Source organism: Pedobacter sp. P26 (assembly GCF_050632135.1).
In the GTDB taxonomy this organism is placed as follows: domain Bacteria; phylum Bacteroidota; class Bacteroidia; order Sphingobacteriales; family Sphingobacteriaceae; genus Pedobacter.
Window position 1 is genome coordinate 2,915,020 of the sequence record NZ_CP192574.1, and the last position, 17,695, is coordinate 2,932,714.

At 38.0% G+C, this 17,695-nt stretch carries 18 protein-coding genes and 2 pseudogenes; 8 read left to right on the forward strand and 12 right to left on the reverse strand.

The features are described 5' to 3' along the window. The first annotated feature begins 48 nt into the window (after positions 1 to 48). Entirely contained in the window at positions 49 to 969 is a 921-nt protein-coding gene (gene ctlX, locus ACQ86H_RS13580) for a citrulline utilization hydrolase CtlX (protein ID WP_138821276.1), read from the forward strand. Between the two features lie 247 nt (positions 970 to 1,216). On the opposite strand, the gene ACQ86H_RS13585 is transcribed toward ctlX, so the two are convergent. From ACQ86H_RS13585 to ACQ86H_RS13600, 4 genes and pseudogenes are all read right to left on the reverse strand, one after another. Next, a complete protein-coding gene (locus tag ACQ86H_RS13585) occupies positions 1,217 to 1,636 on the reverse strand; it encodes an arsenate reductase ArsC (RefSeq protein ID WP_431295177.1) in 420 nt (139 codons plus the stop codon). Positions 1,637 to 1,656: 20 nt separating this feature from the next. Beyond that, complete coding sequence (locus ACQ86H_RS13590; RefSeq protein WP_138821274.1) at positions 1,657 to 2,223, reverse strand: DUF6428 family protein; 567 nt, start codon at positions 2,221 to 2,223, stop codon at positions 1,657 to 1,659. A 37-nt stretch (positions 2,224 to 2,260) separates the two neighbouring features. After that, on the reverse strand, positions 2,261 to 2,590 hold the full coding sequence (locus ACQ86H_RS13595; protein ID WP_138821273.1) for an ArsR/SmtB family transcription factor: 330 nt from the start codon (positions 2,588 to 2,590) through the stop codon (positions 2,261 to 2,263). A 376-nt stretch (positions 2,591 to 2,966) separates the two neighbouring features. Beyond that, positions 2,967 to 5,251 (reverse strand): annotated as a pseudogene (locus ACQ86H_RS13600) (GH92 family glycosyl hydrolase). Between the two features lie 432 nt (positions 5,252 to 5,683). Here ACQ86H_RS13600 and mnmA point away from each other — a divergent pair. Continuing rightward, positions 5,684 to 6,775, forward strand: a complete 1,092-nt coding sequence (gene mnmA, locus ACQ86H_RS13605) for a tRNA 2-thiouridine(34) synthase MnmA (protein WP_138821272.1) — start codon at positions 5,684 to 5,686, stop codon at positions 6,773 to 6,775. A 245-nt stretch (positions 6,776 to 7,020) separates the two neighbouring features. Here the strand turns inward: mnmA and ACQ86H_RS13610 are convergent, their stop codons facing one another. Continuing rightward, positions 7,021 to 7,335 carry a hypothetical protein gene (locus ACQ86H_RS13610; protein WP_138821271.1) on the reverse strand — a complete coding sequence of 105 codons (315 nt, stop codon included), beginning with the start codon at positions 7,333 to 7,335 and terminating at the stop codon, positions 7,021 to 7,023. Positions 7,336 to 7,627: 292 nt separating this feature from the next. Between ACQ86H_RS13610 and ACQ86H_RS13615 the strand changes: the two genes are divergently transcribed. Together ACQ86H_RS13615 and ACQ86H_RS13620 are read left to right on the forward strand one after the other, a co-directional pair. After that, on the forward strand, positions 7,628 to 7,846 hold the full coding sequence (locus ACQ86H_RS13615) for a response regulator (RefSeq protein ID WP_431295178.1): 219 nt from the start codon (positions 7,628 to 7,630) through the stop codon (positions 7,844 to 7,846). 19 nt (positions 7,847 to 7,865) lie between these two features. After that, positions 7,866 to 7,991: a hypothetical protein gene (locus ACQ86H_RS13620; protein WP_431295179.1), complete on the forward strand. Its 126-nt coding sequence runs from the start codon at positions 7,866 to 7,868 to the stop codon at positions 7,989 to 7,991. Between the two features lie 86 nt (positions 7,992 to 8,077). On the opposite strand, the gene ACQ86H_RS13625 is transcribed toward ACQ86H_RS13620, so the two are convergent. From ACQ86H_RS13625 to ACQ86H_RS13640, 4 genes and pseudogenes are all read right to left on the reverse strand, one after another. After that, the gene (locus ACQ86H_RS13625) at positions 8,078 to 8,527 is read right to left on the reverse strand and encodes an FMN-dependent NADH-azoreductase (protein ID WP_431295180.1); all 450 of its coding nucleotides are present in this window, start codon (positions 8,525 to 8,527) and stop codon (positions 8,078 to 8,080) included. After that, entirely contained in the window at positions 8,442 to 8,675 is a 234-nt protein-coding gene (locus ACQ86H_RS13630; RefSeq protein ID WP_431295181.1) for an NAD(P)H-dependent oxidoreductase, read from the reverse strand. Before ACQ86H_RS13630 ends, ACQ86H_RS13625 begins: the two co-directional genes overlap by 86 nt. Positions 8,676 to 8,931: 256 nt before the next feature. Further along, positions 8,932 to 10,880 (reverse strand): annotated as a pseudogene (locus ACQ86H_RS13635) (glycoside hydrolase family 97 protein). Positions 10,881 to 11,042: 162 nt separating this feature from the next. Further along, positions 11,043 to 11,756: a DUF4142 domain-containing protein gene (locus tag ACQ86H_RS13640; RefSeq protein ID WP_431295182.1), complete on the reverse strand. Its 714-nt coding sequence runs from the start codon at positions 11,754 to 11,756 to the stop codon at positions 11,043 to 11,045. Positions 11,757 to 11,922: 166 nt separating this feature from the next. Between ACQ86H_RS13640 and ACQ86H_RS13645 the strand changes: the two genes are divergently transcribed. After that, positions 11,923 to 12,249, forward strand: a complete 327-nt coding sequence (locus tag ACQ86H_RS13645) for a hypothetical protein (RefSeq protein WP_431295183.1) — start codon at positions 11,923 to 11,925, stop codon at positions 12,247 to 12,249. A gap of 52 nt (positions 12,250 to 12,301) precedes the next feature. Here the strand turns inward: ACQ86H_RS13645 and ACQ86H_RS13650 are convergent, their stop codons facing one another. Then, on the reverse strand, positions 12,302 to 13,126 hold the full coding sequence (locus ACQ86H_RS13650) for an ion transporter (RefSeq protein ID WP_138821265.1): 825 nt from the start codon (positions 13,124 to 13,126) through the stop codon (positions 12,302 to 12,304). A gap of 32 nt (positions 13,127 to 13,158) precedes the next feature. Further along, positions 13,159 to 14,010 carry an SDR family oxidoreductase gene (locus ACQ86H_RS13655; RefSeq protein WP_138821264.1) on the reverse strand — a complete coding sequence of 284 codons (852 nt, stop codon included), beginning with the start codon at positions 14,008 to 14,010 and terminating at the stop codon, positions 13,159 to 13,161. A 187-nt stretch (positions 14,011 to 14,197) separates the two neighbouring features. Here ACQ86H_RS13655 and ACQ86H_RS13660 point away from each other — a divergent pair, with 187 nt between their 5' ends. The 3 genes from ACQ86H_RS13660 (at position 14,198) to ACQ86H_RS13670 (ending at position 16,693) form a co-directional block, all read left to right on the forward strand. After that, positions 14,198 to 15,547, forward strand: a complete 1,350-nt coding sequence (locus tag ACQ86H_RS13660; RefSeq protein ID WP_431295184.1) for an alpha-L-fucosidase — start codon at positions 14,198 to 14,200, stop codon at positions 15,545 to 15,547. A gap of 132 nt (positions 15,548 to 15,679) precedes the next feature. Next, positions 15,680 to 15,820: a hypothetical protein gene (locus ACQ86H_RS13665; RefSeq protein ID WP_431295185.1), complete on the forward strand. Its 141-nt coding sequence runs from the start codon at positions 15,680 to 15,682 to the stop codon at positions 15,818 to 15,820. Positions 15,821 to 15,973: 153 nt separating this feature from the next. Beyond that, positions 15,974 to 16,693, forward strand: a complete 720-nt coding sequence (locus ACQ86H_RS13670; protein ID WP_138821262.1) for a DUF481 domain-containing protein — start codon at positions 15,974 to 15,976, stop codon at positions 16,691 to 16,693. A gap of 236 nt (positions 16,694 to 16,929) precedes the next feature. Here ACQ86H_RS13670 and cobA read toward each other — a convergent pair whose 3' ends face one another. After that, on the reverse strand, positions 16,930 to 17,694 hold the full coding sequence (gene cobA / locus ACQ86H_RS13675) for a uroporphyrinogen-III C-methyltransferase (RefSeq protein ID WP_431295186.1): 765 nt from the start codon (positions 17,692 to 17,694) through the stop codon (positions 16,930 to 16,932). Position 17,695: the final 1 nt, after the last annotated feature.

The window sequence follows — 17,695 nt, forward strand, 5'->3', positions numbered from 1 at the left end:
TGGGGCAGTATGCAACCTTAAACCTTACGCCTTTTACCTTTTACCAATATGCAGACGACCAATCACATTTTAATGATCCGCCCTATTGATTTTAAATTCAACGAGCAAACGGCTGGAAATAACAAGTTTCAAGTTGCTTCTAGTGAAACCAATGTACAAACAGAGGCCTTAAAAGAGTTTGATGCCTTTGTTGATTTACTGCGGAAAAATAATGTTGATGTGACGGTGGTTGATGATACCTTACAACCTGAAACACCTGATTCTATTTTTCCCAACAATTGGGTTTCCTTTCATGAGGATGGCTCAGTATATCTTTATCCGATGTTTTCTGAAAACCGAAGATTGGAGCGCAGAAAAGAGATATTGGATGGTTTAAAAGAAAACTTTGAAGTTAATCACATCAGCGATTTAAGCTTTTACGAACATCAACATGCATTTTTAGAGGGAACAGGAAGCATGGTATTAGATCGTACTAACAAAATTGCTTATGCCTGCTTAAGTGTGCGTACTGATGAAGAAGTGTTAAACAATTTTTGCATGCTGACCGGATATGAACCGGTGGCATTCCAGGCAGTTGATGAATCAAATTTCCCGATTTACCATACCAATGTCATGATGTGCATCGGCGACCGTTTTGCGGTAATTTGTCTGGATTCGATTAAAGATCCTGAAGAAAAACTGAATGTAACCATCAGTTTAAAAGGCGCCGGAAAAGAAATCATCGAAATCAGCCTGGAACAGATGAACAAATTTGCAGGCAACATGTTACAGCTGAGCAATGCAGTTAACGAAAGTTTACTGGTGATGTCGGAACAGGCTTATCTATCCTTAACTGCTGAGCAGATTGCTGCGCTTGAACAATACAGCAGAATCATTTATGCACCACTTTACACCATTGAAAAAAATGGTGGTGGAAGCGCAAGATGTATGCTGGCAGAAATACATTTGCCGAATAAATCCTGGCTGTAAAAGATTGGCTGGGTGAGCCAACAAATCATGGAATGAATTATAACATGAAAGGTTGTAAAAATCAGTCATTCATTTCGAGCGGAGTTCAACAAAACCGAGAACCATGGAGTGCTCAAAGAAGCTACATCTGTCTGGATAGATCTTTGTATTCCCGATAACATGGCTAAAAAAAACCAGAGTTAAATACCGATCTAAAAAGCTTAGTTGTTTTCTTTGAATTGACGGTGCACAAACATTTGCTGACATATTAGCCTTTTAAGTTTTTGTCTACAAAATCTTCCATATAAGCCTTTACCAGATCTCTCGTGTTTCTAAATTCGACCATAATTTCCTCATCACTACCTGCCGCTTTTGCAGGATCGGGAAAGTTATGGTGCAGTTTTATGGCCTGCGTTGGAAAATATGGACAACTTTCTTTCGCATGATCACATACGGTAATCACATAATCAAAAGAAACATCAAAATAGTCCTCGATATTGTTAGAGGTTTGACCAGAAATATCGATTCCATCTTCGGCCATTACCTTTATCGCCCTTGGATTGACACCATGAACTTCGATACCCGCGCTATAGATTTTAGCTTTGCTTTGAGCAAAGGTTTTCAAATATCCTTCTGCAAGTTGACTACGGCAACTGTTTCCGGTGCAGAGCACCAATACATTTTTCATTATTTTAAAATTTAAAATTCTTAGCAACAACCACTACCCGGTGTACAACTATTTTGATCAGCAGTAAGGTTAACTAACCCTATTTTTCTTTTTACAGGCTCAGCAGGTGCACAGCATTCTTCACCCGTTGCGGTTGTACCACAACTTCCACCGCGACTTATCGCCTTACATTGTGTAGCATCGGGTGTTAGGTTGATAATCAGATTGTCGCCGTCAATTTTAAATTCACCAGGATACATCTGCCTGGTATCAAATTCTGAATTACCGAATTCAATTTTCACAATACCTTTGGGATTTAAAGCCAGTTTACTTTCTACCAGGTTGATAATGGATAATGCCTTTTTAACCTGCATGGCCCTGCCCTCTTCCTTCTCAGCAGGCTCCCACAACTGCACAATAATTTCAGTCCAGGCATTCATTACGCCTCCGCAATCCACTGAGGTAATCGGCGCTTGTTTAATTTCAGTGATGTGGTAACTGGCATTTACCCACTTATCAGTAGCATATTGAAACTGCAACAGCAATTCAGGATATTGTAGAAGTTCAGCTTTGAAGCTGCTCCATTCTGTTGATAATGTATTAATCATAATATTGCAATTTAACGATTGATTTATGTAAAAAATTTTAACAGCAATTTTGCTTGCCTTTATACGAGGCAAAGAAATCGGCCAGTTGTGTATGTAATAACTTCCAGGTTTTAGGTTCGATACAATAACAGATACTCACCCCTTCAATAGTCCCCTGAATAATACCGGCATTTTTAAGTTCTTTTAAATGCTGAGAAATGGTCGCCTGAGCTAAGCCAAGTTCTTCAACCAGATCACCACAAATACAGGTATCTGATTTCAGGATACGCTGAAGAATCGCAATCCGCGCAGGATGGGCCATCGCTTTTAATAAAGTTGCCATTTGATTTTGCTCTTCGGTGAATATTTCTGTTTTGGTAAGTCCCATAATTTATATCGCAATATTACGATAGATAATTTAGATATCAAAATTTAGTTTTAATTATAGGTTTTCATCAAAAACAGATTATCTAGAGAAAGAGTTGATATTTTTCTGCCACAGAGGTAAGGAAAAACACGGAAATTTGGTCGATAATGGCTCTTGCCTTCACCCTGGTTATAAATGCAGAGAATTTAATAAAAAGTATCGTCATCTCGACTGGAATGCAGTGGAATGGAGAGATCTATCTCGAGATAGATTTTGCTTCGCAGAGCCTTCGGGTTCTCGACTGCGTTGCACTACGCTCGAACGACATTTGAAGGGTAAATAAAAAAACCGCTGACCAAAAAATTGGTCAACGGTTAAATGCTAAATGGATGTATCGCTATTTCTTCGGTTTTGCGCTCATGTAAAAAGTAAGCTTTCCACCGTTGGTGATATCAGCGTGTTTGATTTTATGATCGGTAATTTCTTTGCCATTCAATAAAACTTTTTCTACATATACATTTTTATTGCTTTGTTTAATGGCTTCAACCGTGAAAGTTTTACCATTCTCTAAGTTGATTACCGCATTGTTAACTAAAGGACTTCCTAACGAATATACATCAGAACCTGGTGCTACAGGATAAAATCCTAAAGAGGAAAACATGTACCAGGCGCTCATTTGTCCGCAATCATCGTTTCCGCCCAAACCATCGGCTGTAGGTTTATATTGCATGTTTAAAATGTGACGAACTTGTGCCTGTGTTTTCCATGGCTGATCGGCCCAGTTGTAAAAATATACAATGTGGTGTGCCGGTTCGTTTCCATGAACATAACCGCCAATAATACCTTCGCGGGTAATGTCTTCAGTATGTGCGAAAAACTCATCTGGTAAATGCATGGTAAACAAAGTATCTAAACGGGTGGCGAATTTCTTTTTACCGCCCATCATTTCGATTAGTGAAGCAGGATCCTGTGGAACAAAGAAACTGTAATTCCAGCTGTTGCCTTCAATAAAACCCTGTCCTTCGGTATCTTTTGGATCAAATTGTTTTTTAAATGTTCCATCTGCCAATTTCGGACGCATAAAACCAGATGCACTGTCATAGTTGTTTTTCCAGTTGTTAGCACGTTTGATAAACTCATCGTAAACATCCATCCGGTTTAATTTCCTGGCCAGTTGTGCAATCGACCAATCATCGTAAGAATACTCTAAATTATTAGAAACCGAAATGCCCGATTTTTCTGCCGGGATATAACCTTTATCCATATAATAGCCAATGCCTTCATAATCGCGGTGTTTAGCTGTTGCAATACAGGCATCCAATGCTTTATTAGGATCGCCCGTGTAAGTACCTTTTATAATCGCATCAGAAATTACTGAAACACTATGGTAACCACTCATACACCAGTTATCGTTGGCATAGTGCGACCAAATCGGTAGCATGTGCAAACTGCTCTGATCGTAATGCGCCAGCATCGATTTCACCATGTCGTTACTACGGCCCGGCTGGGTAATGTTGAAGAATGGATGTAAAGCACGGTAAGTATCCCATAGTGAGAATGTGGTATAATTGGTAAAACCGTCAGCCTTATGTATACCCTGATCTAAACCTTTATACTCACCGTTAACATCGGTGTAAGTAGTTGGATTGATGTAGGCATGGTATAAAGCGGTATAAAAGTTTATTTTATTATCGTTTGAGGTTTTTACCTGGATTTTATTCAACTCTTTGTTCCAGGTAGCCTGTGCCTGTTCTTTTACTTTTTCGAAATCCCAGCCCGAAATTTCTGCACGCATATTCTGCAAAGCATTTTCCTGACTAACTGGCGATAAAGCAAATTTAATTTTGATCTTCTCCCCTTCCCGGGTATCAAAATCGAAGAACATTTTTAACTTTTTGCCTGCAATTTCAGGGAAGTTTTGTTCCTGGTTGAATTTACCCCAGAAACCTCTGTAAGCTTGTTTGGCGTCGTAGCTTTTACGTCCGTAGCTTTTAAAAGGTTTAGAAAAACTCATCGCAAAATAAACGGTCCTGGTCCTCGCCCATCCATTCGTCTGGCGGTAACCGGTAACCAAAGTATCATTAACTACACGAACGTAAGTCCAAACGGTTTTTCTTCGTAATTGTAAATACCGGCCATTAAATCGAGGATAATATGCGATTGATCCGATTTAGGGAAAGTATATTGGTGCATGCCTACCCTTGTAGTTGAGGTGAGTTCTGCAGTAATGTTATCGTCATCCAGTTTTACCTTATAATAACCCGCTTCTGCCACTTCATTGGCATGAGAAAACGCCGAACGGTAACCTCCTTCAGGATTTGATGCCGTGCCAGGGTTTAACTGCAGTTTTCCTTGTGTAGGCATGATCAGGAAATCGCCCAGATCAGAGTGGCCTGTACCACTGAAATGGGTATGGCTAAAGCCGGTAATGGTTTTATCTTCGTATTTGTAACCCGCACAGTATTTATATACATCACCATTGTATTTTCCGTTTACTTCATAAGATAAAGTATCGGTTTCTGGACTTAACTGTACTGCGCCAAAGGGAACGGTTGCACCAGGATAGGTATGCCCCATTTTTGAGGTGCCTATAATAGGCTTCACATACTGTACCAGATTCTGCTGTGCCGATGCTATCATGGCTGAAAGCAAAAGGCAAGGCAGGATAACTTTTTTAATCATATCTTTTAAAATTAGCTTGTTTTTTGTTGAAAATTCTAAGGTATAAATTTATCTTCAAATATGCATAAAACACAATACTAAAACGTTTAAGTAAAACAAAAAATACATTTTAGATTGTTGAAGATACGATTTATTGCATTTTCAAACCTCGCAGGTTTTTAAAACCCGCGAGGTTTATGTTGCTTAGACTACAGGCTCTGTTAAATAAACCTGATATAAGCGTAAAGCCCACATCCCGATTTTTCATCGGGAGAGGACTTGCAGCGATAGCGAGGCTACCGGCAGTGATTAACACTGAATCACTCCTTTTCAAAAAATATTGACCACCTAAGCCACCTTAGCACATCTAAGTAACCGCTTTTTACAAGTAACTGACTTCCTTTAAATAATTTCAGCTAAATAAACCTTATTTTTGCATCCTATATTTTTAAGATGAGTAAACACGGTAGAATTCTGGTTGCCATGAGTGGCGGGGTTGATAGTTCGGTAGCGGCTGTAATGCTGCATGAGCAGGGTTATGAGGTTATTGGCTTAACTATGAAGACTTGGGATTATGCCACTTCTGGCGGTAGTAGCAAGGAAACTGGATGTTGCTCATTAGACAGCATTAACGATGCCCGCACTCTTGCCGTAAATTATGGTTTTCCACATTATATCCTCGATATCAGGGATGAATTCGGCGATTACGTAATCGACAATTTTGTTGATGAATACCTTGCCGGAAGAACGCCAAACCCGTGTGTATTATGCAATACACACATTAAATGGGAAGCGCTTTTAAAACGTGCCAATAAACTGGATTGCGAATTTATTGCAACCGGGCATTATGCCAATATCCGTCAGCAAGACAGTGGCCGTTATGTAATTTCGAAGGGAAAAGACGAAAATAAAGATCAATCTTATGTGTTATGGGGTGTTTCACAGGAAAACCTTTCGCGCACTAAATTCCCGTTGGGTAGTTTTGCCAAATCTGAAATCAGACAGATGGCTTTAGATATGGGGCAAGAGGAACTGGCTAAAAAATCGGAGAGTTATGAAATATGTTTTGTTCCGGATAACGATTACAGGGCTTTCTTAAAACATAAAGTAGAGGATTTAGAAGACAGAGTAGCCGGTGGAAATTTTATTTTAAGTAATGGAATGATCGTTGGGCAACACAAGGGTTATCCTTTTTATACCATTGGTCAACGTAAAGGTTTAGGCGTTGCCTTTGGTGAGCCCATGTTTGTAACGCAAATCCTGCCAGAAAGTAATACCGTAGTTTTAGGTAAAGCTGAGGAACTTGAACGTCGCGAAGCTATGGTTCGTAACATTAACCTGATAAAATATGCAAGCATTGAGGAGCCAATGAATGATGTGATTACCAAAATCCGTTACAAGGACGCGGGTATGTTAAGTACAATCGTCCAGGAAAAGGATAAAATGCGTGTAGTGTTCGATCATAATGTTTCAGCAATTGCTCCTGGTCAATCGGCTGTATTTTACGAAGGAAATGATTTATTAGGCGGAGGATTTTTAGTTTAATACTTCCTCTACTATGTTATAAAAAAACGAGTTACCATTTGGTAACCCGTTTTTTTATTTGAGTTTTATTACGATATAGTGGAGAAATCGTCATGCTGAATTTAGTTCAGCATCTTTCATGCTACCTACTTGTTTTTAACTTCTATAATTCTATTAATCATAATAGTAAATTTATCAATTAAGATTCCCGCATACGCGAGAATGAAGATCGCTATAAAAAATATTATTTAAAACGCATTTCTTTATTATTCACTTCCCTTAAAAACATTAATCGACGCGGTTTTCCAATGAATGTAACCTAAATTACCGCAGGTTTGAGCTACAAAGTTTTCTACATCCTCCGGCACATCGTTAACTACACGCCATCTGATTTTATATTTTGGGTTATAACTGATATAAACCACCAAATCATCACTACGTTGCCCAATGGCATGTAAATGCTGCAAATGGATATCCTGCAAATCTGCGGCAGCAATCCTCAGTCTTTCATTCATGATTTTACCTAATGAAAGATCTGGTCTGAAATCTGTTTCGAATATGGCTAAAACGGTAACGGTCATAGAAAAATAAATATATCAGCAAACAAACCAAGCTAGAAGCTTTTTTGTTTAAAATCATCAATTAAATACATCGAATTATCTTGATGATAGCTCCTGTATCTTGTCTCCAAAAGCAAATCTATACTAAAAAAATTAGTATCAAAATTTATTTTTATATTTTTTTTAGTTAGCGTAAAAATTATAGAAACTGATGACAAGAGCTACTAATAAGGTTAATAACTCAGAAATTGTGTATAACTATCTTAAACATCTGATAACTAGACTAGTTATCCATGTAACAAAAGTTGAGCTTATGAAAAAGTGCATCTATGTAGTGGAAGACAATCCGAATATCAGAGAAATCATCGAATTTCTATTAATTGAAGAGCTTTACGAGGTAAAGGCCAGTCCAAACATCAACGATTTCTGGCTCCAGATGAGCAAGCATCTGCCAGATATGGTAATTCTTGACATTATGTTACCTGATGGAAACGGACTGGATATCTGCAATGCGCTAAAACAGAAATATTAAAACATACAATATTCCGGTAATGATGATGTCGGCCAATAACCATTTAAATACAGTTAAAGCAAAGTGTGATGCAGAAGATTTTATCAATAAACCTTTTGATCTGAATGATTTTGCCAGCAGGGTTGAGAAATATTTAGCAGCATAATTTTTAGTCAAAAGTCACTAGTCCACAGTCTTTAGTCGATTATTTAATTTTACTAATGACCAGTGAACTAATGATTAATTAACTATCTAAAGTGATATACTTTCAATTGCTTTATATAAAGCCACATCTTTTAAATCTGGAATGCTTACGCCTTCTGCGCGATATGCGGTGATATCGGTCATACCCATAAAACCAAGAACCGATCTTAGATAAGATTCGGTAAAATCATAAGGTTTCATTGGTCCTTCTGAATATACCCCACCGGAGGAGATCGCCAGATATACTTTTTTATTTTTCACCAAACCTTCAGGACCTTTTTCTGAGTAACGGAATGTTTGCCCTGCCCTTGCAATATGATCGATCCATGCTTTTAAAGTAGAAGGGATACCGAAATTATACAATGGCGCACCGATTACAATCACATCGGCATCTTTAAGTTCGGCAATGGCCTCATTTGAATGTTTTATTGCTTCCGTAAATTCTGCGGTGTGATTTTCCTGCGGTGTAAAGAAAGAATTGATATGTACTTCCTCCAAATGCGGAAAAAGGGGTATTGGTAAGGTCGTGAGTTGTTAAAGTGCTACCTGGATTTGCAGCCTGTAATTTTTCTACGATGGCATTTCCCAATTTAATACTGAAAGATGCTTCGCCTCTTGGGCTTGATATAAGATGTAATATTTTCATTTTTTTGCCTTTTTATGTCTGGCAAAATTACAGATACGAAGTATCAAAAAGCTATTACTATACCAAAGGATAGCGCTATCCTTTGGTATAGTAGCAAGTTCATCCCAATAAAAAAGTGGCAAGAATAATATATCGAGAAGCCGTCATTCCCAATCTGATTGGGAACCTTAATGCATTATAAAGTTATTTGTATGCTTTAAGATTCCTGCATACGCGAGAATAACGACAACACAAAGATAATTATACTTAATTTTCATTATTTAACAGATTCTATCACAGCAACAAAACCACCGTCTTTAACCATCTTGATATCGATCGTTTCTCCTGCTTTAATTGGTTTTACGATGCGTTTAAAATCCATTGCCTGAAAATCGGCGTTGATGCCGTCTTTGATCAGGGTAATCTGGTAATTAATATTAGGTTTCAAAAAACGGTCTCCATTTTCAGGTCGTGTTTTTGATCGTTGCCCATAGCACCGATAAACCATCTTTCGCCTTTACGTTTTGCGGTAACGATATATTCTCCAACGCTGGCATTCAGAATTCTGGTTTCATCCCAGGTTACTGGAACGCCGGTAATAAACGAAGTGGTTTCAGGCTCTCTTAAATAGTTAAAAGGATTATCGGCCAACATTTGAAAACCACTTTCAAAAACAATATACATAGCCAGTTGATGCGCTCTGGTACCTATGCTCATGGTATTTACCCAGCTGGGTTTATAATCTTGCTTATGTGCCGAACGCATGGCTCCCGGAGTGTAATCCATAGGCCCCACTGCATTACGCAAAAATGGAAGAAACAAATTGTTGTTTGGTGTAGCCAGACCGCCTCCAATGTTTTGCTCCATTCCGATAACGCCTTCATAAGAAAGCACATTTGGATAGGCCACCTCTAAACCTGCGGGTTTAAATGCTCCATGGAAATCGACTAAAATGTGGTGTTTGGCCGCTTCTTTCGCTACGCGGGTATAATAATTCACCATCCACTGGTCGCTCCTATCCATGAAATCAATTTTTACTCCGGCAATGCCCCACTTTTCAAGTGTTTCGAAAATATTGAAGTGATTTTCTACCGCCAGCCAGGTAAACCAAAGTACAATTTTTACATTTTTTTGTTTGCCATAAGCAATTAGTTCCTGCAGGTTGATAGTTGGATTTGGTTCGAAAGGATTTAAAGTGGTTTTTGCCCATCCTTCATCCATAATAATGTAAGGAATGCCAAATTTTGAAGCAAAATCGATGTAATATTTATAGGTGTCCTGATTATAACCCGATTTAAAATCTACTCCATAAACATAAGCATTGTGCCACCACTCCCAGGTTACCTGACCAGGTTTAATCCATTTGGTATCCTCCAACTGGTTGGGCGTACTCAATTTATACACCATTTGATTAGCCGCCAGTTGGGTGTCTTTATCGGTTATGACCAAAAATCGCCAGGGAAAGGATCTTTTACCAGTTGTTTTAGCAATATAATCAGCCTCTTTTAATATTTTTTTGCTTCTGTCTCCATCTTCACCAAAAGCCAAAGGCACTTTCGGAAAAACAGCATCAATACTTCTATCATTTACTGCTTTTACGAACAAACATGGATAATCGTAGAGATCAGCTTCTGAAAATAGTGCTTTATACTTACCGGTATTGAATAAAATTGGCAGCACACTCATATTATCCTTATTTACCTTTCCAAGTTCATCCTGACGGTACAGAATTTCGTAAGCGGTTTTAAAACTACCCGTTTCCAGGTATGCTGCTTTTACCTTATCATTAAAATTGAGATGCACATCTTCACTGTTTATCCTGATCGAATCTTTTTTATTGGTAATGAAGCGATAAGCAATCCCATCGTTATAAGCTCTGAATTCGATACTGAAATCGCCTTTAAAATCGAGTTTTAACAAGCTATAGTGGTTTACCACCGTGCTATTTTTAAGTGGAATTACCGGGTTAGAAGTAGTATTGACTATAGAAAGTGTTTTTTTGATCAGTTTGGTATTAGCACCCAGTTTAGCCTGATCCAGATTTAACTGAAGATATGAATCGGTTAAAAAAGAATCGCCATTAAAAGTAACCGCATAACCGATCCTATCTTTAATATTTACCGATATTTTAATGCGTTTATCGGGCGATAACAGTTCAATAGGTGCGCTAAATAATTTCATTGTAAAACACAGCAATAAAATAGATAGCGATAAGTGTTTTTTCATAGTTGATTAGTTTTTTACATCAAAAAGCTTAATAAATCGTTTTAGTTTAATAAAGTTAAACAAGTTTTTGATTTCGTAAGAGATTTCTTTGTGATATTATAAGGAAAAGAAAAAAAACACCATATATGCTAAGGGCCGGCTTAATAAATTAAACCAGCCCTTCTATTTCCCTGAAATATTATTGAAAACTATTTTTCCGGCTAAAGCATTCACCTTCTTTAAATGCTTTTTTAATATGGGTAAATATTTCCGTGCATACGTTTTAACGTCAACATCGGAAGATTGAGATGCTTTTTCAAACAAGGCAACAGCTTTTTGATGATCTGAAACCATCATTTCTATATAAGCCTTATCAAAGGAGCTTCCGCTTAAATTATTGAGCCGGTCAATCGATTGGGTTACTTCAGTTTCTGTTGTTCCGTTAGCCGCTTTTTTTGCCAAACCAGTATTACCGGCTTCTCCTCCGGCATTCTTGGTACGGGAGGTATCTTTCATGTTTTCAGGAGCAGAATCAATCCTTCCGTCCGGCCGTTGCCCACCCTCCGGGGTACTCATGGGCAGCTCTATCTTTTTAAGTTTTGCCAATGTCCTTAATTCTTCATTGGTCTTAGTATGATCATCAACCATCATCTGGCCAAAGGCTTTGACTTTTTTATCAGCAGCTTTATTGTCAGCAAGCTTTCCTGTTAAAACCTCTTTCATTCCTGCAATTGCCGCTTGTTGCAAAAATTGCGCAGTTGTTAATGAGTCTTGCTGATGGGTATAATCAGTTAACATAGAATAATGCCAATCAGCTTTTGCAATCGCATTAAATGAAGTAGCTGAAATTATCATTCCCACTACTGCTATTTCCCTGGTATTGAAGCGGTTTTTCATGATTAAGTAATTAAGGTAAAAATGCACTAATAGAACCCGGTTAACATTAAAAAAGTTTGAATAATAACCTCATTATTTAAAACGATACAACACCAGGGGATTAAGATTTTAAATTTTCACTAAACTTAATCCAATTTTATCCTGTTCTATTATAAAAACATATACTATGGAAAATCAAGAAAACAACCAACCGGAAGAAGAAATTCAAAACATTGAACAGTTCCAGATCAACCGATCGGAAGGAAATGCATCTGAAGGTCATGCTACTCCAGAACCAACTGAAGATGATGAGTATACGGAGGATGAGATTCCCTTTGCTGATGGTGAAGGCACACAGCTTAACGAAGAGATTGAAAACCCTGAAGAAGATGATGAAGTGTTAGAAGATGATGCAAGTTTGGAAAGTGAATCGGAAGATTACAACGAATCGGATATAGAAGAGTTGGATAAAGATCCAAACGCCTACGAAAAGGAAGATGACGAAATGTTATAAAGTAGTTTTATAGCAAGAATACCGGATGCCAGGCAAAAATTGTCTGGCATTTTTATTTAAACAATGACGATCCGCAGTATTTACAAAACAAGGCATCGCTATCATGTCCTTCCCTGCTACAGCTAGGGCAAGATTCGGGCATTTCTTTTTTCTGTCGAGCAGCAACTGCAATGTCGTGGGTAATAATTCCGGTAGGTACTGCTATGATGGCATAACCGATGAGCATCACTACAGAAGCCACAAATTTTCCAAGCGGTGTAATGGGCGAAATATCACCATAACCTACTGTAGTGATGGTTACAATAGCCCAATAAATGCTTTCTGGGATATTTGAGAACCCATTTTCCCGTTTTTCTACCAAATACATAATAGAGCCCAGAATTACGGTAATGGTTAAAACGGTAAGCAGAAATATGCTAATCTTGCGGACACTGTTTTTTAATGCATGGGTTAAGAAATTAATCTCCGTTAAAAAATGTCCGAGTTTGAATATCCTGAAAACACGAAGCAGCCTTAACGCTCTAAAAACCAGCAAAGATTGTGCACCAATAAGAAATATACTTAAATAAGATGGTAGTAAGGCGATCAGATCAATAATTCCTAAAGGACTGATTACGTACCGGATCGGTTTTCTAATACTGACCAGCCTTAAAATATATTCGATGGTGAAAAGCGCGGCAAAAATCCATTCTGTAATGTTAAACAACTTGCCATATTGCTGATGGATACTGACCACACTATCGAGCATCACCACAATAATGCTGGAAAAAATGGCAATTAACAGCCCCACATCAAAAGCTTTACCAGCCGGTGTGTTCGATTCGTAAATAATTTCGTGAAGCTTAAAACGCCAATTTTTAGATGAATCTGATGACATAGTTTTTCAAGTAGTTTTAAAGGTAACAGAAATTACCCATTTACAACTTCCCCACCGTTAACATGTATTACCTGTCCGGTAATAAACGAGGCATCGTCTGAAGCAAGGAATACATAAGATGGGCCAAGTTCTGAAGGTTGCCCTGCCCTTTCCATTGCCGTTTCTGATCCAAATGACTTAATCTTTTCTTCATCAAAGGTAGATACAATGAGTGGTGTCCATACCGGGCCTGGCGCAACGGCATTTACCCGGACACCTGTTTTGGCTAAATTTGTAGCGAGCGAACGGGTAAATGAAGTTATTGCGCCTTTTGTTGAAGAGTAATCGATCAGATTAGGCGAAGAACGGTAAGCTGTTACTGAGGTAGTATTGATAATGGCATCGCCCGCCTGGAGATAGGGTAACACCTCATGTGCAAAGTAAAAATAGCCGAATATATTTGTACGGAAGGTATCCTCCAATTGCTTACTGTCAATATTTTTTGGATCTTTCTGCGGAACCTGCATCCCGGCATTATTGACCAAAATATTGATCTTTCCAAACTTTTTAACCGTTGTTTCTACGGCCTTTTTACAGAACGGAGGCTTTTTTACATCTCCTTTAATCAATAAGCAACTTTTACCTTCAGCTTCAACCATTTTTTGGGTTTCTTTTGCATCAATATCTTCATCCAGATAAACAATGGCCACATCAGCACCTTCTCGTGCAAAATGGACAGCTACCGAACGGCCAATTCCACTATCTCCACCGGTAATTAATGCGACCTTATCATTCAGTTTACCCGCTCCCTTATAGGTTGCTTTAATTACTTCAGGTTTTGGATCCATCTTCGCTTCTATCCCCGGTTGTTTGTTTTGTTTGGCAGGTGTTTTTTGTGTTTTCATTGCTTCTTGTCTAATTAAGTTTCAATACTGCTAATTAAACAAGAATATCTTCTTCAAAGTTTTAAGAACTTCAGCCTTAGCCGTTAGCATTTAAACCAATTTAACTTAATATTTTGCTCATATCCCAACATTTTAGAAGCTCATAGCATAGTAAATTAGCTTTTCATCCTAACCAAAATAACCACAAATGAGAAAACTAATTTTATCAGCTTTGCTGATGTTCAGCCTAACTTTTTCTGGTTTTACCCAAAATCGGCTGAGCAATGAAACCGCTGCTGAAAAAACCAAAAGAATGGAATGGTGGACAGATGCCCGTTTCGGCATGTTCATCCACTGGGGTTTATATGCAATGCCAGCGCGCCACGAATGGGTTAAGAGCAATGAACACATCACCAACGAAAACTACCAGAAATATTTCGATCAGTTTAATCCCGATTTATATAACCCCAAACAGTGGGCAAAGGAAGCTAAAGCGGCGGGAATGAAATATGCCGTGCTCACTACCAAACACCACGAAGGCTTTACCTTGTTTGATAGCAAATACACCGATTATAAAGCCACCAATACACAGGCAAAAAGAGACCTGGTAAAAGAATTTGTGGAAGCTTTCCGCGCAGAAGGCATCAAAGTAGGTTTTTATTATTCGCTTATTGACTGGCACCATCCTGATTTTACAGTTGATAGGTATCATCCCTTAAAACCAAATAATGATAACGAAGCTGAATATGCAGCATTAAACAAAAACAGGGATATGGCTAAATATCGTAAATATTTATTCGATCAGGTAACTGAACTGTTAACCCGGTATGGAAAAATCGATATTCTATGGGCCGACTTTTCTTATCCCGGCAAATATGGTAAAGGCCATGATGATTGGGGTTCGGTTGCACTACTTAAGCAAATTAGAAAACTGCAGCCACAAATTATTGTAGATAACCGTTTAGATCTCAATGATTATGAAGATGGTACAGATTTCGAAACACCTGAACAGGTTAGTCCGAAAGAATTAGAAAAATACCATGGAAAAGTTTGGGAAACCTGTCAAACCTTTTCAGGCTCATGGGGATATCATCGCGATGAAAATACCTGGAAAAGCAACAGGAAATTATTGGATTTATTAATTACTTCGGTAGCCAATGGCGGCAACTTATTGTTAAATGTTGGTCCTACTGCCCGCGGCGAATTTGATAACAGAGCAAACATTGCTTTAGATAGTCTAAGCCTATGGATGCATGCCAACTCGAAATCAATTTACCACTGTACTTTTGCCCCAGCCGAATTTAAAGCACCTGAAGGTGTAAAACTTACCTATAACAAAGACACCAAAAAATTATATGTGCACTTGTTCGAATATCCTAATACTGGTTCCATTACCTTAGAAGGTTATAAAGACAAAACGAAATATGCACAGTTTTTACATGATAATTCGGAAGTACAGATCGACAATGAAAAATCAAATGCTAATACGCTGTTATTAAAACTACCCAAGAAAAAGCCTGATTTTGAAATCCCTGTAATTGAATTAACACTAAACTAATCAACCTGCATTAGTCATCAGGAGCCTGCGAGTTACATCTTGCAGGCTTTATTGTTGGTCGGGTTTTATATTTTCTAACTAGAATTGAACAAAACATATCATGGTTTTAATTGTCTTACATTAAAAGCTATCATGAAAGTAAAAGGCGCGTTTATCCATACCCTTAAAACAGGCGAAAGTGCTTTGATTCTATTAGCAGATAATAAAATAGAACAAGATAAGCTTTATCAGCACTTAGCCGTTGATGCTTACCAGTTTAAAAAGAAATTGTAGCAGAAGAGCCACGTATCGTATTAATATCAGCCGGTTATAAAAATGAAAATAATGAAATAACCTGGAACCGGGAATATATACCAGTACCAAAATGGTACGACCAGAATTAAATTCTAATTAAACACATTGATAGCGATAAATGTTAAGTAGCTTATGAAGTTTATTGTATTGCCTTTTTTCTTTTTCATAAGCTATTTTAAATCAAACGCTCAATATACCGATAGTACCAATTACCATGTACTGCTTACTTCAACCGGATCGATTAACCGCACAAATGACGATCGTGCCTATTTATTAAACAATGCGCTTAATTTCGGCATGAAAAAGAAAAGTTTTGTTCTAAATTCAACTACCGCATGGCTTTATGGCAAGCAGAACAGTAATTTAACCAACAACGATTTTTCTACCACCTTAAACTTTAACCTGTATAAAACCTTCCCGCATTTTTATTATTGGGGTTTGGTCAATTACAATACCAGTTATTCGTTAAAATTAAAAAACCAATTGCTTGCGGGCGGAGGCATCGCCTATAGTGTATTGGATAAACCTAATGCCTATATTAACCTAAGTGATGGGATATTATTTGATCAAAGTAGCTTAATTGCAGGTGATAGTTACCATACATACCGGAATTCACTAAGATTACAATATCATTTCGCCATAAAAGAGTTGATTACGCTTGATGGGAATCATTTTTTACAAAATTCGTTCGATAGAAAAGGCGATCATATCATCCGCTCTACCACTACCCTTGGGTTAAAACTCCGCAAATGGATAAGCCTTACCGTGGCATTGAATTATAATAAATTGAACATTACGCGTAGCGAAAACCTTAACCTTACGTATGGCTTAACGCTTGATAAGTATTTTTAGATTAGCATTCAGTCCGAAGTCCTCAGTCTGTAGTCCAAAGTCTTGAGTAGGTTATCTAGATTAGTCACCCTGAGCGGAGTCGAAGGGCTGTTTAGTTTGGAGCTGGGAGTCAATAAACCGATTTAAACACTTATCCCATTAGCTGACCATTAAGACGTTAAGAGAGTTAAGTTGTATCAATTAACAGGTTAAACCAATGACTAATGAACCAATGATCATTGAACTAATGAACCTATCTACGCCGACAACAATTCTGCCTGATTGAGATTCGCATAGGCTTTAGCTTGCACCACATTACCTATAATAATAATAGCCGGATAAGTTAAGCCCGCCTGTTCTGCAGATTCCTGTAAACGCTGTACCGAACATACTACTTGCTTTTGATTGGGTAAGGTAGCATGCTGAATAATTGCGGCAGGCATATCACCCAAACCTGCATCACAATAGGCTTTAGAAATTTCGCCAACCTTTTTCATCCCCATATATATCACTACGGTAGCCGAACTTTTCATGGCACATTTTAAATCGTTGTTTAAACTTCCATCCTTTTTAGTTCCGGTAAGTATCCAAACACTTTCACTGATTCCACGGTGTGTTAAAGGCACATCGATAAAACCTGCGCCTTGCATACTACTTATACCCGGAATATAATGGCATTTAATGCCTCTGGCCTCTGCGTAAATCAATTCTTCGAAGCCGCGACCAAAAATAAAGGGATCTCCGCCCTTTAAACGCACTACTACCTGGTAATTTTGGGCATTCTCGACAATTAATTCATTTATTTTCTCTTGTGGTGTGTATTTTCCATAAGGTTGCTTACCAACATAGATCATTTTACAGCTTTTCGGAGCAATTTCCAGCAATTTTTCATTACTCAAGTTGTCATAAAGAATAACTTCGGCTCTTTTTAATACATTAAACGCCTTTATTGTAATTAATTCAGGGTCGCCAGGACCTCCGCCCATTATAAAAAGTCCAAAATCGTTAGTTTTTTGATTCATA